Genomic DNA, 23,156 nt, shown 5'->3' on the forward strand with positions numbered 1-23,156 from the left:
ATGCGGTTTCCGCGTACCTCGCGGCGGAAACTGGCGCTTTCGCGACCATTCCATCGACGTCAGACACATCGGCCCTTACTTGAGATGAATCGATCCAACGCGAAACTGATCACCCTCGTTCTGCGATTTCTATTCGCCAGCCTCTGCTTGCTGGCCGTCAATTCGCAAGCCAGCCCTTTTTCAGCCCAGACCAGCCAGCTGAGTACCTCCATGTCCGACCTGCCCCGTTACGAGAAACTGCCGTTATTCAGCCCTCATCGCAAATCCTTCGCGTGCGTGTATCAGGCCCAACACGTACCGCCTGTCGACCCCCAGGCTGAATTGTGGTTTCAGCAGGCGCTGGCGCTTGATGATCCGAACATTGACTACGATAAGCGTGATTACCCGAAGATTTACCAACTCTACTCGCAGGCTGCCGAGCGCAATCACTGGAAGGCCATGCTCAATATCGCCTCACTGATATTGAGCGATCGTCAGGGCGTACCAACCCATGATCCTGAAGCCGCTATCCGCTGGGTGGAAAAAGCGATGAAACTGGGTGTGCCTGACGCCTACGACATGATGGGGGTCTACCATCAGAACGGGCTGATTAAAGGTGGCGATGCGACCAGCGCCTATGCCTTCTTCCAGCGCGCGGCTGATATGGGCAGCCCGTCCGCACAAACGTTCATTGGAACAAAGACAGATGCTGCATATGACGACCCCGGTGGTGAATTCTGGGGAAATTTGCCTATCGCGACGCAAATGCTGGAATGTGCCCTCGCGCAGGGATATGGAACTGCTGCGAAAGAGTTAGGACACGTCTACGCGAGACCGCAAACTGCTGAAGCGAAGCTGCGTGCGCTTCATGTTCTTCATCAAGGGGTCAAGCTAGGTTCCGCTGAATGCGCAAATAAGCTTTTCACCGAATTCGATGGAATGGACCTTACCGATGGAACCAACCTGGTCGGGCATATCGACAAAGCACGTGCGGAACGTTACAGCAAGCTCGGGGATGCGCTCGAGTTCTATCAGGGTCGCCTGAAACTGCCGAATCTCGACAAGGTACTCCCGCTGCCACCCGCCCCGTTGCCGAAATGGGATGGTAAAGCACAGACGCTGATCGACGGCGCAAAGGCCGTGACACCGCCCCCCAAGCCGCAGAAGAGTGTGGCGCAGCAAGGCCGGGAATTCATCCCGGACGGGTATGCCGTGGCGGCACGAGAACATAGCACGATGGTTGTCACGGGTGACAATCCAGTACCACGCGATGGCTATTGGCTCGCGCTGTATGGCTCACCCTCTGCCTCCAAAGCCGAGCTGATCCCCGCCCGCCGTAACATTGCGGAGCGCTATCAAATCGGGGAACGCTTCGGCGCACCGTCATTCGACTGGCTGGCCGCTGAGCAGGTGCAGTGGCACTACCTTGGCGAAGCCTATGCCCTGCCCCCGCAACGCCATGATTGACAGGACTACCGTTCCCCGGAATGCTCGCCGGACGCCCCCCCTCACGCGCCGTACCTGCGATCGTTCCCGGGCACGATGTGCCGCATGCAGATCGAAGCGTTCGGGTTTGGCCCGTCTCGCCTGCCATCACGCGCGGCAAACTTCACCGCTGCTTCTCGAGCTTCACGATCGTCAGCGCACCGTTCACGCGCTCGACCCGGACCTTGACCTTGTCGCCCACGTGCAGTGACGCGATCATCGCCGGGTCGCCGGCCTTGAATGCCATCGTCATCGGCGACATCCCGACGTTCTGGAGCGCGCCGTGCTTCAGCGTCACCATGCCGTGCTCGGCATCGATCCGTTTCACTTCGGCGTTGGTCAGCGCGGCATCCGGCGCCGACGTCTTCGAGTCGCCCATGTCCATGTTCATGTCGGACATGCTGCCGGCTGAATACGCCGGTGTCGCGACGACGTTCATCGCGCAGAGGACGGCGACGGCAATATTTCGAATCTTCATCAACCGACTCCCGGCTGCAGCGGGCAACGCATGGAACGCACCCCCTACACCAGCAACGTCGCGACCGCCCACCCGATCAGCACGACACCTAGCGCCCGGCCGACCCGCTCGCCGCCCGGCAGCACCTTTTCGACCAGCACGAACAGCGACAACGCGACGATCCACACGACGTTCATCACGCCGCCGACGAACAGCAGCGCCATCAGCAGCCAGCAGCAGCCCACGCAATATGCGCCGTGGCGCGCGCCGAGCAGGAAGCTGCCCGTGATGCCCGGGCGCCAGTATGTCGCGAGAAACCGCACCGGCGACCGGCATTGCCGCAGGCAGGCCTGTTTCAGCGGCGAGAACTGATAGACGCCGGCCAGCGCGAGGACGATCGCGGACAGCACGGCGCTCTTCGACCACAGCATCATCCCGGAGATCAGGCCGGCAGGCTGCAGCAGCATCTGCAGCACGGCCGCGCCGACCGAGAACGCGAGCCATACGGCAAGATAACCGGCCAACAGGCACGTCGACATGAACCCGGCATCGCCCCGATCGTGATGCCGCAGCACGCGCCGGTACAGCAGCACGACCGGCGCCGCGCCGGGCGTCATCATCGCGATCATCATCACCCACCACATCAGGATCACGGTCGCCAGCGACGGATCCATGGCGCCCATGCCGTCGGCCAGCCGATGCGGGAACAGCGCGACCGCCGTCATGTCCAGCGCCGACATGCCGGTGCCGGCCCCCGTCCACAGGTAGGCCCAGCACGCGCCGACGAGCGCGGTCATGCCGAGCAGCGTGACGACGCGCTCGCGTCCGAGCAGCTCGCCGACGGGGATCATGCCGCGACGCGATGCCGGATCAGCCCGTGGTTGTTCAGGTGCAGCCGTGCGAACTGCGCGTAGCTCCGCTCGAGATCCAGCTGGATGTGGCCGTGCGACCGGCCGGTGCCGGATCCGATCTCGGCCAGCTCGTATTCGAAGCCGTGCGGCAGGTCGATCCGCACGCGATGTTCGGCGCCCGTCACCGGATTGCGGATCGGCTCGCCGACGATGTCGAGCACGCCGTCGATGCTGATCCGGCCGCGCCGCGCATCGACATCGACGTCGAAATCGATCTTCGCGAAGATCGGCTCGTAGGCCTGCTCGAGCGTCGATGCGAACACGGAAAACATCGTCGCGAACGGATCGGTGTCCTGACCGGTCATGATCTTCAGCACGGCTTCGCACTGCGCGGGACTCGCACGCTCGTCGACGATCGGCTGGCACCGGCCGTGGCCTTCGTGAATCGGCCCGGGCCACTGGAACACGACCGCGATCCGGACACCGTCGAGCACCACGTCGCCGTAGTGGCCGCTGTCGATCGAAATCGCACCCATCGCTTCGCAGTTGCCGTGCGTCGGCAACGAATTGAACTGGCAGGGGCAACCGTATGAGCAATTGCAGTTCATCAGTTCGGTTCCCTGGATCTCCCACGGCGTCATGGCTTCACCTCGCGCAGTCGCTGGCACGTAATGTTTCGAATCTAGTGCAGCGGACAGGGGAAATCAAAGTGCGCGCGGGTGCCTCGTGCGTCGAAAAAAACCAGGCGCCGCGCGGCGCGCAACGGTGCCGGCCCGACGCATTCAACCTCGTCGTGCAGCCCCGCCGATGCAGGCCTTTCGATGCGCAACGGCGCGCTCGGACGAGCGTGTTCGAGCCATGTCGGACAAAAGCCGACGGCACGCATGCAGCATCACGAATGCGGGCATCCCGCATCGGTCCTGGTTCATACTGTCTCGCAATCGCCGATTCACCCCGACCGTCGCCGTCGCCCCGGATAGCCGTCATGCGCGTTCAAAGTGCGTTGCTGTTTCTCGTCGGCACCCTGCTCACCGCGGGCGGCTACGGTGCAACCTTCCTGCTGTCGATGCGCTTTCGCGCGATCGGCGGCAGCGATCTCGATACCGGCGCGGCACTGGCCGCGGCGACGGTCGGCACGTTCGCCGGCTTGTCGTTCGTCGGCTGGTTCTCGCAGCAGATCGGCACCACACGGATCGCCGCGCTGTCGTCACTGTGCATCGGCGCCGGCATCGTCGGCTTCGCGCTCGTCGGGCGCGCGCCCTATGCGGACCTGCCGTCCGGCTTCCTGGTCGGCTTCGGCTGGGGCGCGTTTCACCTGGCCGCGCCGATGTCGCTGGCCGAGCGTACCAGCGGTGCGGAGCGCGGCACCTGGTTCTTTCGATCGGCGACGTTCCAGATGACCGGAATCGGCGCATCCCCGGCGTTTGCCTCCTATGCGATGCGCATGCTCCACTGGTCGATCGACGACACGCTTTACGCGGTCGGCGCGCTGTGCGCGCTCGCGTCGCTGATGCTGGAAGCATTCGGCCGCCTGAGCCCGCGTCCGTCCGCCCCCGTCGCCGGCGGCCGGTGGGTGCGCGAGCTGCGCACGATCTCGCGCACGCGGGCGGCCGCGCCGATCGCGATGATCGCGCTCGGCACCTGCGTGTTCTCCGGCCTGATGACGTTCCAGATGTCGCTCATGCAGGGCACGCAGGCGCGGCCCGGCACATTCTTCAGCGTTTATACGATGACGGTGGTGAGCGCGCGCTGGCTGCTCGGGAGATGGGTCAGGATGGCGCGCCCCGAAACGGCGACCAAGGGCCTGCTCATGTTGATGCTGCTCGGCGCGCTCGCGATGTTCGGCGCTGCCGCGCACGCATCGCTGCAGTCCGTCGCGGCCGTCCTGCTGGGCGCCGGCTACGGCCTCATGTATCCGGTGATCCAGGCACAGGCGGTCAACGATTGCCCGGACGCGCAACGGCATGGCGTGCTGACCTGGTTCGTCGCGTCGTATTTCATCGGCGCGTTCGGGTTTCCGTCGCTCGGCGGCTGGGTGATGGTGCATGCCGGCAAGGGCGCGTTGCTGATGCTCATCGCCAGCTGCGGGCTGGCGGCACTGTCGCTCGCGATCCTGCGCGACCGGCCGGAGCCGGTGCGCACGCAATGACGCAGTGGCGGGACGAACCGCCGCGCGGCCTGTCGGTCAGAACCGCCCGACGTCGACCACCGCCTGGGCGAATGCCTGCGGCGCCTCCTGCGGCAGATTGTGGCCGATACCGCCGGTGATCGTGCGATGCTCGTACTTACCGGTGAACTTCGCCCGATAGACGGCCGGCGGCACGTGAAACGCCCCGTTCGCGTCGCCTTCCATCGTGATGCTCGGAACCGTGATCGGCGGCGCGGATGCAAGCCGCTGCTCGTATTCGTCGTACTTCGCCTCGCCCGCCGCAAGCCCCTGCCGCCACCGGTAATTGTGGATCGTAATGGCGACGTGATCCGGGTTTCGGAAAGCCGGCGCGCTTCGCGCGAAGGTCGCGTCGTCGAAGTTCCATTTCGGCGACGCCTGCTTCCAGATGAACTTGACGAAATCTTCGGTGTACTTCTCGTAGCCGTCGCGGCCGCGGTCGGTCGCGAAATAGAACTGATACCACCACTGGAACTCGCCGGCGGGCGGCAGCGGCATTTTTCCCGCGCTCTGACTGCCGATCAGATAGCCGCTCACCGATACCAGCCCCTTGCAACGCTCCGGCCACAGCACGGCAATGATATCGGCGGTTCGCGCGCCCCAGTCGAATGCACCGAACAGGGCCGACCGGATGTCCAGCGCATCCATCAGCGCGATGATGTCGAGTGCAACGGCCGTCGGCTGCGCGTTACGCATCGTCTGGTCCGACAGGAAGGTGGTCGAGCCGTAGCCCCGCAGGTACGGGACGATCACCCGATACCCCTGCGCGCCGAGCGCCGGGGCGACGTCGACGAAGCTGTGGATGTCGTATGGCCAGCCGTGCAGCAGCATGACCGGCGGCCCATCGGCCGGGCCCGCTTCCGCATAACCGACATTGAGCAACCCGGCCTTGATCTGCTTGATCGTCGTGAACGACGGATGGCTTCCAGGCTTGATCGGTGGCAGCGGCGGTGTTGCCGACGGCGCATTTTGTGCGTAAGCGGATTGCAGCATCTCGAACTGCGCTGCAACAAGCGCACCGGCTGCCAAGCGCGCAAAGCCACGCCGGCGCGGGTCGATTTCTTCTGGCATTTTTATCTCCCGTTTCAGTGGGACTGACCGACAAACCGCAAAACAGACGCTACCGGAAAATGTTAGTCGATAGGAAACGGCTTGCAAGGCGGATTGAAAGACGGCAATAGGACGCATTGCCTGAATCGGTCTGTATGCGCCTCGGTCGCGCGTGCCGCCATCGGCTGGTCGGCTGGTCGGGTCGACCGAATCGCCGCAATCGCGGCGCCGAAGGGTGTCACGCCTTCGCAAGTTGCCATCGCGTGGACGTCGAGCCGCAACATGGTGCCCATTCCGGGTTTCCGGCGTATCGCAGATCTTGAAGAAAACGTTGCCGTGTCGGACATCGATCTCTCGTCCGGCGAACTGGCAGCGCTGGACGAGCCCGCACCGGTCGGTGCGGCGACAGGCGAACGCCATTCGGCGCGAATGATGGCAGCCGTCGGGCATTGACGGCGAAAACGCGCCGCCTCACGCGGCGCATCCGCAGCCCTCGGCGGTGTCGTCCTGACGTCAACCCGGTTTCTTCGACGACCGCGCGACCGCGAACCACGCCATCATCGCGCCCGCGACCCACGCGCAGGTCAGCAGCAGGTCGAAGTCCATCATGCCTTCGAAATTCTCACTGTTCTCGAAGCTGCAATGCCGGCTGCCGCGAAATTCGATGCAACCGCTGGCGACCCACTGAATGTGCATGAATACGTGATAGACGGCGAAGGCCGAAGCGATAATGGCGACGCGCAGGCGTAGGGTCGTTTTCATTCGGCGCCGGAGGCGGTGGGATGGTGTGACGCCGATCTTAAGACAACGGCGCCGCATCAGGCAATCGATCCCGCGCGTACGTCGCGACCGGCATGCACGACGTCGAATCGCCATCCGCACAAACCCCGATAAACCCCGTGACATCGCGCTTTCGGCGCGGCGCGCGGCGCGCACGGATTTGCGGTATTCACGCTGATGCACGATGGTCTTGCCGCCTGCCAAGCCTCCGCCGCCCGAACGACGACACGTCGACAACGCGCATCGCTTACGCGTCGTCGATCTGCCGGAGCCCCCTCAAGCAATCCACCGCCAGCTGCTGATAGATCCGCGTGCCGTTCGCCTTGGCGTCGATCTCCGCGTCGCTCAGCCGCCGCACCACACGACCCGGCACGCCCGCGAGCAGCACGCCGCGCGGCACGTCGTAACCGGCCTTCACGAACGCGCAGGCCGCGACGATCGTGGTCGCGCCGATCGTCGCGCCGTCCATCACGACCGCGTTCATCCCGATCATCGTGTCCGGCTCGAGCGTCGCGCCGTGCACGATCGCGCCATGGCCGATGTGGCTGTTCACACCGAGCCGGCACGTCTCGCGGATGCCGACGTGCAGTACGCAGCCGTCCTGCACGTTGCTGCCGTCGCCGACGACGATCGCGCCGAAGTCGCCGCGCAGGCTTGCATGCGGGCCGATGTAGCAGCCCGCGCCGATCGTCACGTCGCCGATCACGACCGCGCTCGGATGAACGTACGCGGACGAAGCGACGCGCGGGCGCATGCCGTCGAATTCGAACAGCGGCATCGCTCAGAGCACCGCGGCCGCTTCGGGCACGAGCGTGAACAGGTCGCCGACGAGGCCGTAGTCGGCCACGCTGAAGATCGGCGCGTCCGGATCCTTGTTGATCGCGACGATCACCTTCGAATCCTTCATGCCGGCCAGATGCTGGATCGCGCCGGAAATACCGACGGCGATGTACAGCTGCGGCGCGACGATCTTGCCGGTCTGGCCGACCTGGTAGTCGTTCGGCACGTAGCCGGCGTCGACTGCCGCGCGCGACGCGCCGAGTGCGGCGCTCAGCTTGTCGGCCAGCGGCTCGAGAACCTTCATGTAGTTCTCGCCGCTGCCCAGGCCGCGGCCGCCCGACACGACGATGTTCGCGCTGGTGAGTTCGGGGCGATCGAGTTTCGTCACCTCCCGGCCGATGAACTGCGACACACCCGCATCTGCTGCCGCTTCGATCTTCTCGACCGCTGCGCTGCCGCCAACGCCCGCGACCGGATCGAAGCCCGTCGTCCGCACCGTGATCACCTTGATCGGGTCGCCCGACTGCACCGTCGCGATTGCGTTGCCTGCATAGATCGGACGCTCGAACGTGTCGGCCGATACAACCGCCGTAATGTCGGAGATCTGCGCGACGTCCAGCTTCGCGGCGATCCGCGGCGCGATGTTCTTGCCGTAAGCCGTTGCCGGCACGAGGATGTGCGAGTAGTTCGACGCGACGGTCAGCACCGTCGCTTCGACGTTCTCGGCGAGACCGTCCGCGAGTTGCGGCGCATCGGCGAGCAGCACTTTCGAAACGCCTGCGATCTTCGCCGCTGCATCGGCCGCTGCTTGCGCGTGGTGGCCTGCGACCAGCACGTGAATGTCGCCACCGCCGAACGCGCCGACTTCGGCGGCCGCCGCCACCGTGTTCAACGTCGCGGCCTTGATCGGCGACGCGCCGCCAGCCGATGCCGCATCGTGCTCGGCGATTACCAGAATCGTCATGTCCGTCCGCTCCCTGTTACAGCACCTTGGCTTCGGTCTTCAGCTTGTCGACCAGCGTCTGCACGTCCGGCACCTTCACGCCGGCCGCGCGCTTCGGCGGCTCGGCCACCTTCAGCGTCTTCAGACGCGGCGCGACATCCACGCCGAGGTCTTCCGGCTTCACCGTTTCCAGCGGCTTCTTCTTCGCCTTCATGATGTTCGGCAGCGTCACGTAGCGCGGCTCGTTCAGGCGCAGGTCGGTCGTCACGACCGCCGGCAGCGACAGCGACAGCGTTTCCGCGCCGCCGTCGACTTCACGGGCCACGGTTGCCTTGCCGTCGGCGATCGTCACCTTCGACGCGAACGTCGCTTGCGGCAGACCTGCCAGCGCGGCCAGCATCTGGCCCGTCTGGTTCGAATCGTCGTCGATCGCCTGCTTGCCGAGGATCACCAGTTGCGGCTGTTCCTTGTCGACCAGCGCCTTCAGGATCTTCGCGACGGCCAGCGGCTCGACGCTGTCGTTCGACTCGACGAGGATCGCGCGATCCGCGCCGATCGCCAGCGCCGTGCGCAGCGTTTCCTGCGCTTGCGTCACGCCCACCGACACCGCGATCACTTCGGTCGCGACACCCGCTTCCTTCAGCCGCACCGCTTCTTCCACCGCGATTTCGTCGAACGGGTTCATCGACATCTTCACGTTCGCGATGTCGACGCCGGTGCGGTCGGACTTCACGCCGACCTTCACGTTCGCGTCGACCACGCGCTTCACTGCCACGAGCGCTTTCAACTGCCTGCCTCCTCTCTTGTTTCGACCGCCGCGGCGCGTCAGCGCGCGGTGTATCCGCCGTCGATCACCAGCTCCGCGCCCGTCACGTAGCGCCCGGCCGGCGACACGAGATACAGGATGCCGGCCGCGATGTCGCGCGGGCTGCCGATCTTCGCCATCGGCACGTGGGTCTGCAGATAGCCGAACACGTTGTCGGGATCCTGGCCCATCTGGCGGAACGCGTCCTCGAGCATCGGCGTGCGGATGTAGCCCGGATGCACGGAGTTCGCACGAATGTTCTTCGCCGCATACAGCATCGCATCGACCTTCGCCATCATCCGCACCGCGGCCTTCGACGCGTGATACGCGGGCACGTCCGGGCCGCCGACGATCCCGTACATCGACGACAGGTTCACGATCGAGCCGCCGCCGGCCGCTTCCAAGCGCGGAATCGCCGCGCGCGTGCACAGGAACACGCCGTTGACGTTCACGTCCTGCACGCGCTGCCACTGTGCGAGCGTGAGTTCGTGGGTCGGCACGTTGTGCCCTTCGATGCCCGCGTTGTTCACGAGCACGTCGAGGCGCCCGAAGCGCGCGACGATCTCGCCGAACACGCGCTCGACGTCGGCCTCCTGCGTGACGTCGAGCGACCAGAACGCGGCCTGGCCGCCCTGCGCGCGGATCTCCTCGACGAGCGCTTCCGCGGGCTGCGACAGCACGTCGAGGATCGCGACGCTCGCGCCGGCCGCGGCCAGCGTGCGCGCCGTTTCCGCGCCGATGCCGCGCGCGCCGCCGGTGATCGCGGCCACCTTGCCGCGCAGGTCGAACAGGTCTTCGATGAGTTTCATTGTGTCTCCTTGTATTTAGGCGAACCGGCCACGAACGGGCCGGCCATCAAAACCATCGCGCATCATCGCGCCGTCGGCGCAGCCAGGAAATCGAGGCATTCCCGGTTGAAATAGGCCGCATGCTCCACCATGACCCAGTGGCCGCAGCGGTTCAGCAGCACGAAACGCGCGTCGCGGCAGCGCTCGAGGAACGTCAGCGCGCCGCCGACCGGATTGAAGCGGTCGTCCGTGCCCCAGAAACCGAGCACCGGGCAGCGCAGGTCGGCGAGCGCACCCGTCAGGTTCGGCACGCTCATCGTCGACAACACTTCGGTCGGCTGCTCGACGCACACCTTCATCCGCTCGGCGACGAGCGCGTCGGTGACGATCGCCGGATCGTGCACCAGCAGCGTCAGCAGCTCGCGCATCGTGTCGTCATTCATCTGGCGATTGGTGAAGAGCTTCACCATCCGCTGGATCCCTTCCATCCGGAAATAGGTGTCGCGATCCTCGACGCCGCCCGGCGCCATCATGATCAGCCCGTCGACCTCGTCCGGGTAATCGAGCGCGTATTTCAGCGCGATCGCGCCGCCGAGCGAGTTGCCGAGCAGCACGGCCGGCCCGATGCCGAGCGCGGCCAGCTGCGCGTGCAGCGCGCCGACGAAGAAATCGAGCGTGTAGGCGACGTCGGACGGCTTCGACGACTGCCCGTAGCCCGGCAGGTCGACGACGATCGCGCGGTGGCCGGCCGCCGCGAACGCGGGGTAGTTGTGCTTGAAGTTGCTGAAACCACTCGCGCCCGGGCCGCTGCCGTGGATGAACACCACCGGGCGGCCTGCGCCCGCCTCGAAATGATGCAGGCGCAAGCCGCCCGGTACGTCGGTGAAGATGCCGGCCGGCGGCGTCGTGGGGGTCGTCATCGCGGGTTTGTCTCCTTCGTCGGTCGATGGATGCCTGCCACGATGATTACGCCGCCGGCGCCGGCCGGCATCATCCTTTCAGACTACGAAGCCGCGCGCGCTTGTTCCTATCATCGGGCCACCGAAAACGGAGGCAGACGATGAACGGATTCGACTACAGCGGCAAGACGGTGCTCGTGACGGGCGGCACCAAGGGCATCGGGCGGCGCATCGCCGAGCGGTTTCTCGCGGCGGGCGCGCGCGTGTTCGTGTGCGGGCGCAGCGCGCCCGACACGCCGCCGTCCGCCGGCGGACGCACGGCCACCTTCATCGCGGCCGACCTGCGCGACATCGAGCAGGTCGACGCGATGCTCGCGACGGCCCGCGCCGCAACCGGCGGCCTCGACGTGCTCGTCAACAACGCGGGCGGCTCGCCGTTCGTGCTCGCGGCCGACGCATCGCCGCGCTTCACCGAATCGATCGTGCGGCTGAACCTGATCGCGCCGCTGCAACTCGCGCAGCGCGTGAACGCGATCATGCAGCCGCAACCGCATGGCGGCGTGATGCTGTTCATCGCGAGCGTCAGCGCGTCGCGGCCGTCGCCCGGCACCGCGGCCTACGGCGCCGCGAAGGCGGGGCTCGTCAACGCGGTCACGTCGCTCGCGGTCGAGTGGGCGCCGCGCGTGCGCGTGTGTGCGATCAGCCCGAGCCTCGTGCAAACCGAATCCGCGACCGAAGGCCACTACGGCGACGATGCGGCGCTCGATGCGATCCGCGCGACGATTCCGGCCGCACGGCTCGCGACACCCGACGACGTCGCGTCGGCGTGCCTGTTCCTCGCGTCGCCCGACGCGTCGTACACGTCGGGCGCGAACCTGCGACTCGACGGCGGGGGCGAACGGCCCGCGTTCCTGGCCGCAGCGCAGATGCAAGCGCGCTGACTGACGCACGCGCCGCCAGAGGCGTGCGCCGATCGTTTCCAGTCCTAGGGAAGTCATCTAGTTCATTTTGACGATTCCCTGCTATCGCGATCTCCCTACTCTGCCTCTCACGACAACCACAGTCGACCGTCGTCGATACCCCCAGAGGAGACACCATGCATCAACGGATTTCGCGCCGTACCGACAAGCGGGCCACCGCCGCGCTGTCGACGCTGGCCGCCGCGCTGCTGACTTGCGCCGTTCCCGACGCGCACGCCGGCAGCACGATCGAGCTCGGCGCCGACACGACGCTGGACTACACGTTCACGCTGAGTTACGGCCTCGGCATGCGCACGCGTGCGCCGAGCGGCAATCTGCTGACGCCGGCGAACATCAACGGCGACGACGGCGATCGCAACTTCGCGAAGAACAAGCTGATCGAGAACCAGGTCAGCCTGCTCGGCGAAGTGAACCTGAAGCACGACGACTGGGGCGTGTTCGTCCGCGCGAGCACGTTCTACGATCAGGCGTACCGCCATCCGAACTACAACGACGCGCCCGGCACGGTCAACCACACGGGCCAGTACAACAACTTCACCGGCGACGCCCGCTACTGGTCGGGCGGCCACACGACGCTGCTCGCCGCCTACGCCTACAACACCTTCAAGATCGGCCCGACGAGCCTGAACGTGAAGGTCGGCGACCAGGTGGTCGCGTGGGGCGAAAGCCTGTTCTTCCCGAACATCGCGGGCGCGCAAGGCCCGGCCGATGCCACCAAGTCCTATGTCGCGGGCGCTCAGGTGAAGGACATCCTGCTGCCGGTGCCGCAGATCTCGACGCAGTGGCAGATCACGCCGAACTTCAGCCTGCTCGGCTACTACCAGTTCTCGTTCCAGCAGAACCGCCTGACCGCGCCCGGCACGTACTGGAGCTATTCGGACGTGGTCGGCCCGGGCGCGCAGTTCATCATCGGCCCGGGCGGAATGATCATTCCGCGCGGGGCCGACGACAAGCCGAGCGCCCGCAACCAGTGGGGTATCGGCGCACGCGTGCGCGTGCTGGGCGACACCGAGCTCGGCGTGTACCACCTGCATTACAACGACATGAACCCGAGCGTCGTCACGACGTACTTCCCGACGCTCCAGTACCAGCAGAAATATTTCAGCAACATCAAGCTGACCGGCGCGAGCTTCTCGACGCAGGTCGGCCCGGTGAACGTCGCGGGCGAAGTGTCGTACCGCCAGGGCGCGGCCGTGCTCGTCAACACGCCGACCGGCCCGCAGTCGACCCGCGCGAACGTGCTGCAGACCAACCTGTCGGGCATCTACTCGATCGGGCCGAGCTTCCTCGCAAACTCGCAGTCGCTGGTCGGCGAACTGACGTACGTGCATGCCGGCGGCATCTCCGCGCTCGACGGCTCGACCACGCTCGCCAACTCGCGCAACGCGCTCGCGATGGAGATCGCGTGGACGCTCAGCTACAAGAACGTGTTCAACGGCTGGGATCTCGACGTGCCGCTGACCTACTCGCACGACCTGACCGGCACGTCGCCGCTCGCCGGCGCGCTCGGCTCGCTGACGGGCCAGGGCGATCACCGCGTGACGGCCGGCGTGACGTTCACGCGCCTGAGCAACCTGCAGCTGGCGCTCGTCTACGCCAAGTTCCTCGGCTCGCCCAACCCGGTCACGCGTCCGCTGGCGGATCGCGACTACGTGCTCGCCACGGCGACCTACCACTTCTGAGCGGCCCGGCCGCTCGTCACTCAGCAAGAAGAGGATTTGTCATGAAACGAACTCGTCTCCCCCTCCTGCGCGCATCGGTGATGGCCGCGTGCGCGCTCGTCGCGACGGCCTCGTTCCCGAAGGTCACGCCGGACGACCTGAAGGCGCTCGACGGCCCGCTCACGCCGATGGGCGCGGTGCGCGTCGCGAGCAAGGACAACAGCGTGCCGGAGTGGTCGGGCAAGTGGCTCGGCACGCCGCCCGACGTGCAGTACAAGCGCGGCAGCCGCTACCCCGATCCGTTCGCGAACGAGAAGCCGGTCGCGACGATCACCGCCGAGAACATGGCGCAGTACGCGGAGCACCTGACCGACGGCCAGAAGGCGATGTTCAAGCGCTATCCGGCCACGTTCAAGATCAACGTCTACCCGAGCCACCGCGACTTCCGCTACGCGGATTCCGTCTACAAGGACATCCGCACGTATGCGCCCGATTCGACGATGACGTCCGACGCGAACGGGCTGACCAACGCGCCGCCGCAGGTGCCGTACCCGATCCCGAAGACGGCCGCCGAGCTGCTGTGGAACCAGCGCTTCTCGTCGGCGATCGGCACCGAGCAGGCAACCTACGACCAGGCGGTCGTGTACTCCGACGGCAACATCGCGTGGGGCAAGGTGCGCTACGACATCTACTCGCCGCGCAACGTCGGCAAGTACGACGTGAAGAGCGACCTGAACAACCGCACGTTCTATCGCAACGCGACGGAGCTGCCGCTGTCCGACCGCGGCTCGCTGATCGTCGGCTTCACGAACTGGGACAAGGCCGGCGCGGACAACTCCTCGCGCACGTGGATGTACAACCCGGGCACGCGGCGCGTGCGCCAGGCGCCCGAATACGGCTATGACCAGCCGCAGGGCCCGGGCGGCTTCCGCACCGTCGACGACGACCGCCTGTACAACGGCCCCGGCGACCGCTACGACTGGAAGATCGTCGGCAAACGCGAAGTCTACGTGCCGTACGACAACTACAAGGCGATGGACAGCTCGGTCAAGTATGCGGACCTGCTGACCAAGGGACATGAAAACCCTTCGTACATCCGCTACGAGCTGCATCGTGTGTGGGTGCTGCAAGCGACGCTGAAGAGCGGCTATCGTCACCAGTACGCGAAACGCGTGCTGTACATCGACGAGGATTCGTGGATGACGCTGCTCGCCGACAACTACGACGCACGCGGCCAGCTGTGGCGCACCAACGTCGCGACGACGCTGTACGCATATGACGCGAAGACGTTCTACCCGGGTGTCGTGTTCTTCCACGACCTGATCTCCGGCGCCTACATGGCCGACCGCCTGACCAACGAAGGGCCGATGCCGAAGCTCGACAGCAGCCCGCAGTTCAGCGAAGCGTACTTCTCGCCGGACGCGATCCGCAGTTCGGGTAACTAAGCAAATCGCCGCCCGCGCCGGAGCCTCGCTCCGGCGCCCGACGCCGCCCGGGACGGCGGCCTTTTCCATTCGAGGGCCCTACCATGTCCAACCGCTTGCATGCGACGCTCGGCGACGAGCTGTATGCCGCGTGGCACTCCCGCGCGCCGGTCGCGCCGCTGTCGGGGCGGCCGCGCCGGCTGTCCCTCGACGATGCGTACCGGATCCAGCAACGCTTCATCGAACGCCGCGTCGAATGCGGCGAATCGGTGGTCGGCAAGAAGATCGGCGTGACGAGCCAGGCCGTGCAGGACATGCTGAACGTGCGCCAGCCCGATTTCGGCATCCTGCTGTCCGGCATGCACTACGCGGCCGGCGAGGCGATCGCCACCGAGTCGCTGATCGCGCCGCGCGCCGAAGGCGAGATCGCGTTCATCCTCGCGCGCGACCTGCGCGGCCCCGGCATCGACCGCACCGACGTGATCGCCGCGACGGCCGCGGTTGCGCCCTGCTTCGAGATCGTCGATTCGCGCATTCGCGACTGGGCGATCCGCATCGAGGACACCGTCGCCGACAACGCGTCGTGCGGCGTCTACGTGCTCGGCGATGCGCGCGTCGATCCGCGCACGCTCGATCTCGCCGCGTGCGAGATGACCATCGAGAAGAACGGCGAGATCGTCGCGCAAGGCCGCGGCGATGCGGCGCTCGGCCATCCCGCCGACGCGGTCGCGTGGCTCGCGAACACGCTCGCCGAATACGACGTGCCGCTGCTCGCCGGCGAGATCGTGCTGTCCGGCTCGCTCGCGAAACTGATTCCGGTCACGGCCGGCGACGCGCTGTCGATGCACATCTCCGGCATCGGCGGTTGCGACGTCCGCTTTATCTAAAGGAAGAGGAAGGATCCTGATGAAGAAAATCAAATGCGCACTGATCGGGCCCGGCAACATCGGCACCGACCTGCTTTACAAGCTGCGCCGCTCGCCGGTGCTCGAACCGGTGTGGATGGTCGGCGTCGACCCTGCGTCCGACGGCCTCGCGCGGGCCCGCGAATTCGGGCTGAAGACCACCGACAAAGGTGTCGACGGGCTGCTGCCGCACGTCGCCGACGACGAGATCCGCATCGCGTTCGACGCGACGTCGGCCTACGTGCACCGCGACAATTCCGACAAGCTCACCGCGCTCGGCGTGAAGATGATCGACCTGACGCCAGCCGCGATCGGGCCGTACTGCGTGCCGCCGGTCAACCTCGACGCGCATCTCGGCAGCGCGCAGATGAACGTGAACATGGTGACCTGCGGCGGCCAGGCGACGATCCCGATGGTGTACGCGGTGTCGCGCGTGCAGCCGGTCGCGTACGGCGAGATCGTCGCGACGGTGTCGTCGCGCTCGGTCGGCCCCGGCACGCGCAAGAACATCGACGAATTCACGCGCACGACGTCCGGCGCGATCGAACAGGTCGGCGGCGCCCGCAAGGGCAAGGCGATCATCGTGATCAACCCGGCCGAGCCGCCGCTGATCATGCGCGACACGATCCACTGCCTGACCGACGGCCCGCCCGACGTCGACGCGATCACCGCGTCGGTGCATGCGATGGTCAAGGACGTGCAGCGCTACGTGCCCGGCTACACGCTGAAGAACGGCCCGGTGTTCGACGGCAACCGCGTGTCGGTGTTCATGGAAGTCGAGGGGCTCGGCGATTACCTGCCGAAGTACGCGGGCAATCTCGACATCATGACCGCCGCCGCGGCCGCCACGGCCGAGCGTTTCGCCGAACAGATGCTGGCCGCGACGGCCGCCACCGCTTGAGTCGAGGAGTCACACGATGTCACTTGCAGGCAAGAAGATCACCGTCCACGACATGTCGTTGCGCGACGGGATGCACCCGAAGCGTCACCAGATCACGCTCGACCAGATGCGCAACATCGCGCGCGGGCTCGATGCGGCCGGCGTGCCGCTGATCGAGGTCACGCACGGCGACGGGCTCGGCGGCGCTTCGGTTAACTACGGTTTTCCCGCGCATACCGACGAGGCGTACCTGAGCGCCGTGATTCCGGAGCTGAAGCAGGCGAAGGTGTCGGCGCTGCTGCTGCCCGGCATCGGCACCGTCGAGCACCTGCGCATGGCGCACGAGCTCAGCGTCGGCACGATCCGCGTCGCGACGCACTGCACCGAAGCCGACGTGTCGGAACAGCATATCGGCCTCGCGCGCACGCTCGGCCTCGATACCGTCGGATTCCTGATGATGGCGCACATGTCGTCGCCCGAGCAGCTCGTCGTGCAGGCGAAGCTGATGGAGTCGTACGGCGCGAACTGCATCTACATCACCGATTCGGCCGGCCACATGCTGCCCGACGACGTGACCGCGCGGATCGGCCAGGTGCGCGCCGCGCTGAAGCCGGAGACGGAACTCGGCTTCCACGGCCACCACAACCTCGCGATGGGCGTCGCGAACTCGGTCGCGGCGGTCGCCGCCGGCGCGAACCGGATCGACGCGGCTGCCGCCGGCCTCGGTGCCGGTGCGGGCAATACGCCGATGGAAGTGTTCGTTGCGGTGTGCGACCGGATGGGAATCGAGACCGGCGTCGACGTGTTCGCGATTTCCGACGTCGCCGAGGATCTCGTCGTGCCGATCATGGACGCGCCGATCCGCCTCGACCGCGATGCGCTGACGCTCGGTTACGCGGGCGTCTACTCGTCGTTCCTGCTGTTCGCGAAGCGCGCGGAAGCGAAGTACGGGATTCCGGCGCGCGACATCCTCGTCGAACTCGGCCGGCAGCGGCTCGTCGGCGGGCAGGAGGACATGATCGAGGATGCGGCGCTGACGATGGCGCGGGCACGGGCGGTGGCGGCCTGAACGGCAGTCAGCGTACAGCACGCGCGGCAATCGGCATGATGCGAGCCGTTCATCGAAGATTTCCTGCGAGACGCGGCCGCTCGAGCATTGCGCACGCTTGATGCAGTGATTCGGAGCCGGTAGCCGAATCGGCCGCAACTCGATCGGCAGCCCCCGGCTTCCTGGTTGTCACCGCCCCTTGCTCAGAAGCACGACAACCAGGATCGCGACCAGCGCAGCGAGCCACTTCAAGCCGGTGAACACCTTGTCGAGCCTCTCCGTCAGCGCCACGACGGGATTCCCGTCGTCCGTGCGCAGCGGCATCCGCGCTGTCCGGCCATCTCCCGGCAGACTGACCTTCGGGAGATCGATGGCGAGATACACGACGTATCCGCTGGCGATCGGCGCCGCCTTCAATGCGTTGCCATCCTCGCCGGGCCTCAGGAACACGCGCAATCCCCCCGTCAGCACGGCACCGGGCGGGATCGACGTGTAGACGTCCCGCAGGCACAGCCCGGCCTTGACGGCTGTGACCTGCCCCGCCTCGACGCCGTCGGCAAGTGCCTGCATGCTGCTCGCCGGCACGTCGCACCATGCCCACCACTGAGCCGGTTCCTGCATCTCGTCATCGGACTCGTTGTAGCCGAGCCGTGCCGTGCCAAGCGGATCGTCCGAATGGGTGATGCCCAGTTCGTCCTGCAATTCGCGAAGGCCGTGCCGTTCAGGCTGGCCGATCTCGCGAGCCGCGAAGGTGATGTGTATCGTGCGCGTGCTGTTCTGCACGTCACCCATGATCGACAGACAGCAGTCGTCCAGACTCGCCGTCCCCTGGACATAGGTCGAAAGCGTCGAATGCGTTGTCCCTCCGGCGGGCTCCAGTCGCCTGACGACCTGGATGTCCTGCAGGGTGAGCCACAGCGACTTCGCCGGGTAGTACGTCTGCACGTTGCCGTCGGCGCCAAGGTGCTCGATCGTATGGCCGGCGCATTTCCTGATTTCGATGCAATGCCGCGCGTCCTCCTGTAGCCGGTCCTCGCCTGCATGCCGGTGCTGACCATCGTAGCCGGCAAGTTGTCCGGCATCGGGGCGCGTCAGCGGTGTCCGGGGCGCAATCCTGACATTGTCGAGAACGTCGTCGTGGGTACGGACTTCCGTGACCGACGCTCCGGCACGGGCGATCGATGCGGCACGGGCTCGTGAACGTATCCCGTATCGCGTGTCGACGACGGGAAGCACATCACGGGCCTCCATGCCGAGCGTGATCCCGGGCGCCTGTTCCGCGAGCGGATCGGCGTACTGCGATCGGGACGCGGCCGAGACCTTCACGAGCGAAGGAAGCAGTCGGGTCAGCAGGTCGGCGTACGGGACCAGCAGCGGCAGGAACAGCCCGGCCAGCGACAGGTTGAACAGCGTATGGAAATCGGCCACCACCCGCCCATTGTCCGGTTCGATCCTGACCATGACGCAGCCGATCGGCGTCAGTGCGACAAGCGCAATCACCACGCCGGCCGACAGAATGAGCAGCATGCCGACCGGCACGCATCGGGAGGCAGGATCGTGTGTCGCGGTCTCCTCCAGCACCGGGCGAATGGCCGCGCCCAGGTTGGCACCCAGCACCAGCGCGAAAGCCGTATCGGGGGGAATGACGTTTTGCGCGCACAGCGACATGATCAGGAGCACGATCGCGACGTTCGAATCGGCGGCCCAGGCCAGGCCGGCCGCCAGCAGGACGTCGATCAGCGGTATCGTGGATGCGTCGCTCAGCAGCATCCGAAGATTCGGCGCATCCTCGTAGTCCGTCATCAACTCCTGCAGATGATGCAGTGCGAGCAGCAACAGGCCCAGGCCAATGAGCGTGCGCCCCAGTTCATGAGCGCAAGTGTTCGATACCTTGCGGAACATCAGTACGCCAACGAGGATCAGGGCGGGCGACACGGCGCCGACTTCGAACGAAAGCACCTGCACGAGCAACGTCGTACCCACGTTCGCGCCGAGCACGACGGCCAATGCCGGGACAAGGCCGACGCGCCCCTGCGCGGCGAGCTCGCTCGTCATGACCGCGGTCGTCGTACTGCTCTGCAGTACCGCTGTTACGCCCATGCCGCCGAAGAAGGCAGGGAGTCGCCCGAAAAGCGCCCGTTCCAGCAGCGACCGCAGGCCAGCGCCGAACGCGCGCTGCATGCCGGTCTGAAGCATCTGCGTCCCGAGCAGCACCAGCGCAATCGAGCCGGCGAGATCGACCAGCGTGAACGTGAATGTCATGACTCTGGGCCCCAGACGCCGACCGGTTGTTCTTGTAACGTTTCCCGTCGTGAAGTTCGATCACGCCCGTCGCCGGCCGGCGAGGAAAGGCGAACTCGAATACGTCTTGTCGCGACGGAGAAACGCACGACCGAACCGTAGATCACGCGACGAGCCTTCCCCCGAAGACGCCGTGCGCCACGTTACGGTCGCCCACGGCGGTTTCCATGAAATCACGCGCCCGCAGCCACATCCCCGCTGCAAGTGGCGTGCCACCAATGCGGGTCGGGTGCGCAAGGCGTGTTGAAACCGAAAAATACGGAGATGGGCCAGTTGGGCGAATGAATGTGTTGCAGCGTTGATACAGGCCTGACTCTCTCCTGCATCGGCCCACGTTGATTGCCGCCATCACGCTCGCCCGGCGACCACGTGGTGGCGTCACCGTCACGAGCGGACCGAGCACGCCGCTGTGCCGACACGTCGGCATGTTTCGAAATTGAAACGCGCGGTGCGATACGTGGATGCGTACAACTGGATGGGAGCGGAGCGCGCGCTTTGGGTCGGCGCTCGTCGGAGATGGCTCGCCGATGTCGAATCCGCGAACCAGACCGGCGAACGGCGCGACCTGCGCCGTCCATCCGGTGTGCCGGCCGCATGACCAGGCCGGACGAGTTTCGATCGGTACGGCGTTGCGCCGCCCGATCGCTACTGCTTAGCGACGCGGTTGCCCGGTGCGCGGCGGACGCGGCGAATTCGCGTCCTTGTGACGGAAGTTGATACGCCCCTTCGTCAGGTCGTACACCGACAGTTCCAGCGTCACACGGTCACCCGCGAGAATGCGGATGTGGTTCTTGCGCATGCGGCCCGACGCATACGCGCCGACCACGACGCCGTTTTCAAGCGTGACACGGTATTTGCTGTCCGGCAGCACTTCGTCGACGATTCCGTCCAGTTCCAGCAGTTCTTCTTTTGCCAAACCAATTCCTCCAGACAAGGTGAATGACCGCGGCCGCGGCGAACTGACCGGCGCAGTGCCCGGCAACGGGACGGCGGCCGGCAGGATGCCGGGTATCAATTCGTTCAGACGGGCGACGGGCCCGCCTTGCAATCGGAGCCCGGCGCGTTGCGGCGGTCGGGCGGTCAGTGGCGGCGATGCGATCAGCACCGCGCAAAGTCGGGACCGCGCCGCGTGCGGCATGGCGACGGTCTACTCGGGTTGCAGCATGGGCCGCTGGCGACACGGCGAACGCGTCGCGAGGGCGTTGGATCGCACGTCGTACGGACATGCGATGGATGAGGGAAGCACACGACCGATGCATCGTGAATGCCGCGATGCATCGGTCGTGTGCGTCGGAACGCGCTGGACGCCGGCTCGGGCCGGCCTCCGCGCGAGATCCGTCCGGCAGCGGCCGCCGCTTGGCGACCGGTGCCGATACGGCTTACTGCGGCGTGATGTTCGACGCTTGCAGACCCTTCGGGCCGCGCTTCACTTCGTAGCTGACCTTCTGGCCTTCGGCCAGGGTCTTGAAACCCGTGCCGCGGATTTCAGAGAAATGGGCGAACAGATCGTCGCCGCCGTTGTCCGGGGAGATGAAACCAAAGCCCTTGGTTTCGTTGAACCACTTGACGGTACCGGTATCCACAAATACTTCCTTAATACGAATGAAATGAACATGCGCCCGTGACGGGCACAGAAAGAATCAAAGAGGGAGAGACCAACGACTGCCGCACGCCGTGCGGCCAATGATGAGCAATCGAGCTTCTTGAAGACTTCGGTCTCGGACACTACGCGGTGCAAGCCGATCCGTCAAGTCCTTTCGATGCGACGCGTGCGCGCGGCAGCACGCGCCGCCTTGTCCGGCGGGCGTTTGCGGCAATCGGGAGGCGTAGCGATACGCCCCCCATTTTTCCCGCCGCTCGCCGCGCAGCGCCGTGACCGCGCTATTGCATTACTGCGGTTCGAACACGTGATGCAGCGCCGGCGGCGTCTCGCCGTCGCGGATCTTCATCTCGAACGACTTGCGCGCGACGCTCGACGGCCGCACGTCGGCCGCGTCCAGATAGAACTGCGAATACCAGTCGCGCATCTGGTACAGCGGCCCGTCGCCTTCGCACAGCAGCGGGTTGTCGATGCGCGTCTTGCTGTGCCAGATGTCGACGTCCTCGTAGAACGCGCGCTGCGCTTCCTTCACGTAAGCGTTCGCGATCTCCAGGTTCTGCGCGTCGCTCAGGCCGGCCACCTTCTTCACGATCACGCCGTAGCGCAGCTCGAAGCTGTTCATGTCGATCGGCACGTGGCAGTTCAGCAGCACCGAATGGATCGGCTGTCCGCCGCTCTGCCCCGTCATCTGCGTGATGTGCACGGCCGGCCCGAAATACGTCGACAGCGCGGTCAGGCTGTCGCCGCCGAGCTTCTCGCTGCGGCCGACCATCAGCTGCGTCGCCTTGTGATCCTCGAACAGGTTCGCGAAATAGTCGATCGGCGCATGGTGCACGGTCGCGAAGTGCGCGACGTCCGAGATGTTGTCGACCAGCTCGCGGCAGTTCGCGTTGATCACCATCTTGTCGACGACCCAGTCCGACCATTCGTCGGAGAAGCACACGTCGAGCCTCGGAATCGCGACTTCCGGCGGCGGCGCATTGCCTTCCGGGTCGTTCCACACGAACAGCAGGTTGTTTTCCTCGCAGGTCGGCCACGCGCCGATGCGCGCCTTCGGCGGAATCCGCTTGCAATACGGAATCGACGCGCACTGCCCTGCGCCGTTCCACGCCCAGCCGTGGAACGGGCAGACGAGGTTGTCGCCTTCGACCGTGCCGAGGCTCAGGTCGGCGCCCATGTGCGGGCAGTACGCGTCGACGATGTTGATCCTGCCGGTCGAATCGGCGAACGCGGCGAGTTTGCGACCGAAGATGTTCAGCGTGTGCGGCTTGCCGTCCTTGTAGTCGCGGGCGAGGCCGAGGCAGTGCCAGCCGCGCGCATAGCGCTGCGCGAGCGGCTGGGCTTCGATCTTGTAAGGGCGTGCGGACATGTGG

Annotated in this window: 23 protein-coding genes; 9 read left to right on the forward strand and 14 right to left on the reverse strand. The window is 65.9% G+C overall.

Going from position 1 to position 23,156, the window contains the following annotated elements; translation table 11 throughout:
* Positions 1 to 210 precede the first annotated feature (210 nt).
* Positions 211 to 1,446: a sel1 repeat family protein gene (locus DID98_RS13815; RefSeq protein ID WP_260428071.1), complete on the forward strand. Its 1,236-nt coding sequence runs from the start codon at positions 211 to 213 to the stop codon at positions 1,444 to 1,446.
* A gap of 142 nt (positions 1,447 to 1,588) precedes the next feature.
* On the opposite strand, the gene DID98_RS13820 is transcribed toward DID98_RS13815, so the two are convergent.
* From DID98_RS13820 to DID98_RS13830, 3 genes are read right to left on the reverse strand one after another with little or no spacing between them, the layout of a single operon-like run.
* Entirely contained in the window at positions 1,589 to 1,942 is a 354-nt protein-coding gene (locus DID98_RS13820; RefSeq protein ID WP_124523987.1) for a copper-binding protein, read from the reverse strand.
* Positions 1,943 to 1,986: 44 nt separating this feature from the next.
* Positions 1,987 to 2,772, reverse strand: coding sequence for a DUF2182 domain-containing protein (locus tag DID98_RS13825; RefSeq protein WP_124570861.1), 786 nt, complete (start codon positions 2,770 to 2,772; stop codon positions 1,987 to 1,989).
* On the reverse strand, positions 2,769 to 3,413 hold the full coding sequence (locus DID98_RS13830) for a DUF1326 domain-containing protein (RefSeq protein WP_044844625.1): 645 nt from the start codon (positions 3,411 to 3,413) through the stop codon (positions 2,769 to 2,771). The genes DID98_RS13825 and DID98_RS13830 overlap by 4 nt, the downstream gene beginning before the upstream one ends.
* A 344-nt stretch (positions 3,414 to 3,757) precedes the next feature.
* Between DID98_RS13830 and DID98_RS13835 the strand changes: the two genes are divergently transcribed.
* Entirely contained in the window at positions 3,758 to 4,921 is a 1,164-nt protein-coding gene (locus DID98_RS13835; protein ID WP_124522850.1) for an MFS transporter, read from the forward strand.
* A 36-nt stretch (positions 4,922 to 4,957) separates the two neighbouring features.
* Here the strand turns inward: DID98_RS13835 and DID98_RS13840 are convergent, their stop codons facing one another.
* The gene (locus DID98_RS13840) at positions 4,958 to 6,010 is read right to left on the reverse strand and encodes an alpha/beta fold hydrolase (protein WP_124570939.1); all 1,053 of its coding nucleotides are present in this window, start codon (positions 6,008 to 6,010) and stop codon (positions 4,958 to 4,960) included.
* A gap of 93 nt (positions 6,011 to 6,103) precedes the next feature.
* Here DID98_RS13840 and DID98_RS13845 point away from each other — a divergent pair, with 93 nt between their 5' ends.
* Positions 6,104 to 6,442 (forward strand): aldo/keto reductase, encoded by a 339-nt coding sequence (locus tag DID98_RS13845; RefSeq protein WP_260428074.1) that lies wholly within the window; start codon positions 6,104 to 6,106, stop codon positions 6,440 to 6,442.
* A gap of 60 nt (positions 6,443 to 6,502) precedes the next feature.
* Here the strand turns inward: DID98_RS13845 and DID98_RS13850 are convergent, their stop codons facing one another.
* The 6 genes from DID98_RS13850 to DID98_RS13875 form a co-directional block, all read right to left on the reverse strand.
* On the reverse strand, positions 6,503 to 6,751 hold the full coding sequence (locus DID98_RS13850; RefSeq protein WP_124485054.1) for a hypothetical protein: 249 nt from the start codon (positions 6,749 to 6,751) through the stop codon (positions 6,503 to 6,505).
* A gap of 265 nt (positions 6,752 to 7,016) precedes the next feature.
* Positions 7,017 to 7,547 carry a transferase hexapeptide repeat family protein gene (locus tag DID98_RS13855; protein WP_124570863.1) on the reverse strand — a complete coding sequence of 177 codons (531 nt, stop codon included), beginning with the start codon at positions 7,545 to 7,547 and terminating at the stop codon, positions 7,017 to 7,019.
* A gap of 3 nt (positions 7,548 to 7,550) precedes the next feature.
* Positions 7,551 to 8,513: an electron transfer flavoprotein subunit alpha/FixB family protein gene (locus DID98_RS13860; protein ID WP_124570864.1), complete on the reverse strand. Its 963-nt coding sequence runs from the start codon at positions 8,511 to 8,513 to the stop codon at positions 7,551 to 7,553.
* A gap of 16 nt (positions 8,514 to 8,529) precedes the next feature.
* Positions 8,530 to 9,279, reverse strand: coding sequence for an electron transfer flavoprotein subunit beta/FixA family protein (locus tag DID98_RS13865; protein WP_124570865.1), 750 nt, complete (start codon positions 9,277 to 9,279; stop codon positions 8,530 to 8,532).
* A gap of 38 nt (positions 9,280 to 9,317) precedes the next feature.
* Entirely contained in the window at positions 9,318 to 10,106 is a 789-nt protein-coding gene (locus tag DID98_RS13870) for an SDR family NAD(P)-dependent oxidoreductase (RefSeq protein ID WP_044844631.1), read from the reverse strand.
* 62 nt (positions 10,107 to 10,168) lie between these two features.
* The gene (locus DID98_RS13875) at positions 10,169 to 11,005 is read right to left on the reverse strand and encodes an alpha/beta fold hydrolase (RefSeq protein WP_124570866.1); all 837 of its coding nucleotides are present in this window, start codon (positions 11,003 to 11,005) and stop codon (positions 10,169 to 10,171) included.
* A gap of 140 nt (positions 11,006 to 11,145) precedes the next feature.
* Here DID98_RS13875 and DID98_RS13880 point away from each other — a divergent pair, with 140 nt between their 5' ends.
* From DID98_RS13880 to dmpG, 6 genes are all read left to right on the forward strand, one after another.
* Positions 11,146 to 11,925, forward strand: coding sequence for an SDR family oxidoreductase (locus DID98_RS13880; protein ID WP_124484698.1), 780 nt, complete (start codon positions 11,146 to 11,148; stop codon positions 11,923 to 11,925).
* A gap of 155 nt (positions 11,926 to 12,080) precedes the next feature.
* Positions 12,081 to 13,646, forward strand: a complete 1,566-nt coding sequence (locus DID98_RS13885) for a DUF1302 domain-containing protein (protein ID WP_124570867.1) — start codon at positions 12,081 to 12,083, stop codon at positions 13,644 to 13,646.
* Positions 13,647 to 13,687: 41 nt separating this feature from the next.
* Entirely contained in the window at positions 13,688 to 15,070 is a 1,383-nt protein-coding gene (locus tag DID98_RS13890) for a DUF1329 domain-containing protein (protein WP_124570868.1), read from the forward strand.
* Between the two features lie 83 nt (positions 15,071 to 15,153).
* Positions 15,154 to 15,936 (forward strand): 2-oxopent-4-enoate hydratase, encoded by a 783-nt coding sequence (gene dmpE, locus DID98_RS13895; RefSeq protein WP_124570869.1) that lies wholly within the window; start codon positions 15,154 to 15,156, stop codon positions 15,934 to 15,936.
* A 19-nt stretch (positions 15,937 to 15,955) separates the two neighbouring features.
* Complete coding sequence (locus DID98_RS13900) at positions 15,956 to 16,855, forward strand: acetaldehyde dehydrogenase (acetylating) (RefSeq protein WP_124522802.1); 900 nt, start codon at positions 15,956 to 15,958, stop codon at positions 16,853 to 16,855.
* Between the two features lie 16 nt (positions 16,856 to 16,871).
* The gene (dmpG, locus tag DID98_RS13905; RefSeq protein WP_124570870.1) at positions 16,872 to 17,903 is read left to right on the forward strand and encodes a 4-hydroxy-2-oxovalerate aldolase; all 1,032 of its coding nucleotides are present in this window, start codon (positions 16,872 to 16,874) and stop codon (positions 17,901 to 17,903) included.
* Positions 17,904 to 18,071: 168 nt separating this feature from the next.
* On the opposite strand, the gene DID98_RS13910 is transcribed toward dmpG, so the two are convergent.
* The 4 genes from DID98_RS13910 to DID98_RS13925 form a co-directional block, all read right to left on the reverse strand.
* On the reverse strand, positions 18,072 to 20,144 hold the full coding sequence (locus tag DID98_RS13910; RefSeq protein WP_124570871.1) for a Na/Pi cotransporter family protein: 2,073 nt from the start codon (positions 20,142 to 20,144) through the stop codon (positions 18,072 to 18,074).
* A gap of 691 nt (positions 20,145 to 20,835) precedes the next feature.
* The gene (gene infA / locus DID98_RS13915) at positions 20,836 to 21,099 is read right to left on the reverse strand and encodes a translation initiation factor IF-1 (RefSeq protein WP_011355053.1); all 264 of its coding nucleotides are present in this window, start codon (positions 21,097 to 21,099) and stop codon (positions 20,836 to 20,838) included.
* 463 nt (positions 21,100 to 21,562) lie between these two features.
* Positions 21,563 to 21,766 carry a cold-shock protein gene (locus tag DID98_RS13920; RefSeq protein ID WP_006751843.1) on the reverse strand — a complete coding sequence of 68 codons (204 nt, stop codon included), beginning with the start codon at positions 21,764 to 21,766 and terminating at the stop codon, positions 21,563 to 21,565.
* A 306-nt stretch (positions 21,767 to 22,072) separates the two neighbouring features.
* Positions 22,073 to 23,152: a Rieske 2Fe-2S domain-containing protein gene (locus DID98_RS13925; RefSeq protein ID WP_124484691.1), complete on the reverse strand. Its 1,080-nt coding sequence runs from the start codon at positions 23,150 to 23,152 to the stop codon at positions 22,073 to 22,075.
* Positions 23,153 to 23,156 lie beyond the last annotated feature (4 nt).

The organism is Burkholderia sp. Bp8984, assembly GCF_003853755.1.
GTDB lineage: Bacteria > Pseudomonadota > Gammaproteobacteria > Burkholderiales > Burkholderiaceae > Burkholderia.

What these genes read in the sequence shown, in the direction of transcription:
- DID98_RS13815 (WP_260428071.1), top strand. Translation starts at nt 211, where the DNA reads ATGTCCGACCTGCCCCGTTACGAGAAACTGCCGTTATTCAGCCCTCAT.
- DID98_RS13855 (WP_124570863.1), bottom strand. Translation starts at nt 7,547, where the DNA reads ATGCCGCTGTTCGAATTCGACGGCATGCGCCCGCGCGTCGCTTCGTCC.
- DID98_RS13825 (WP_124570861.1), bottom strand. Translation starts at nt 2,772, where the DNA reads ATGATCCCCGTCGGCGAGCTGCTCGGACGCGAGCGCGTCGTCACGCTG.
- DID98_RS13890 (WP_124570868.1), top strand. Translation starts at nt 13,688, where the DNA reads ATGAAACGAACTCGTCTCCCCCTCCTGCGCGCATCGGTGATGGCCGCG.
- DID98_RS13885 (WP_124570867.1), top strand. Translation starts at nt 12,081, where the DNA reads ATGCATCAACGGATTTCGCGCCGTACCGACAAGCGGGCCACCGCCGCG.
- dmpG (WP_124570870.1), top strand. Translation starts at nt 16,872, where the DNA reads ATGTCACTTGCAGGCAAGAAGATCACCGTCCACGACATGTCGTTGCGC.
- DID98_RS13870 (WP_044844631.1), bottom strand. Translation starts at nt 10,106, where the DNA reads ATGAAACTCATCGAAGACCTGTTCGACCTGCGCGGCAAGGTGGCCGCG.
- dmpE (WP_124570869.1), top strand. Translation starts at nt 15,154, where the DNA reads ATGTCCAACCGCTTGCATGCGACGCTCGGCGACGAGCTGTATGCCGCG.
- DID98_RS13840 (WP_124570939.1), bottom strand. Translation starts at nt 6,010, where the DNA reads ATGCCAGAAGAAATCGACCCGCGCCGGCGTGGCTTTGCGCGCTTGGCA.
- DID98_RS13820 (WP_124523987.1), bottom strand. Translation starts at nt 1,942, where the DNA reads ATGAAGATTCGAAATATTGCCGTCGCCGTCCTCTGCGCGATGAACGTC.
- DID98_RS13880 (WP_124484698.1), top strand. Translation starts at nt 11,146, where the DNA reads ATGAACGGATTCGACTACAGCGGCAAGACGGTGCTCGTGACGGGCGGC.
- DID98_RS13875 (WP_124570866.1), bottom strand. Translation starts at nt 11,005, where the DNA reads ATGACGACCCCCACGACGCCGCCGGCCGGCATCTTCACCGACGTACCG.
- DID98_RS13910 (WP_124570871.1), bottom strand. Translation starts at nt 20,144, where the DNA reads ATGACATTCACGTTCACGCTGGTCGATCTCGCCGGCTCGATTGCGCTG.
- DID98_RS13925 (WP_124484691.1), bottom strand. Translation starts at nt 23,152, where the DNA reads ATGTCCGCACGCCCTTACAAGATCGAAGCCCAGCCGCTCGCGCAGCGC.
- DID98_RS13835 (WP_124522850.1), top strand. Translation starts at nt 3,758, where the DNA reads ATGCGCGTTCAAAGTGCGTTGCTGTTTCTCGTCGGCACCCTGCTCACC.
- DID98_RS13860 (WP_124570864.1), bottom strand. Translation starts at nt 8,513, where the DNA reads ATGACGATTCTGGTAATCGCCGAGCACGATGCGGCATCGGCTGGCGGC.
- DID98_RS13830 (WP_044844625.1), bottom strand. Translation starts at nt 3,413, where the DNA reads ATGACGCCGTGGGAGATCCAGGGAACCGAACTGATGAACTGCAATTGC.
- DID98_RS13900 (WP_124522802.1), top strand. Translation starts at nt 15,956, where the DNA reads ATGAAGAAAATCAAATGCGCACTGATCGGGCCCGGCAACATCGGCACC.
- DID98_RS13850 (WP_124485054.1), bottom strand. Translation starts at nt 6,751, where the DNA reads ATGAAAACGACCCTACGCCTGCGCGTCGCCATTATCGCTTCGGCCTTC.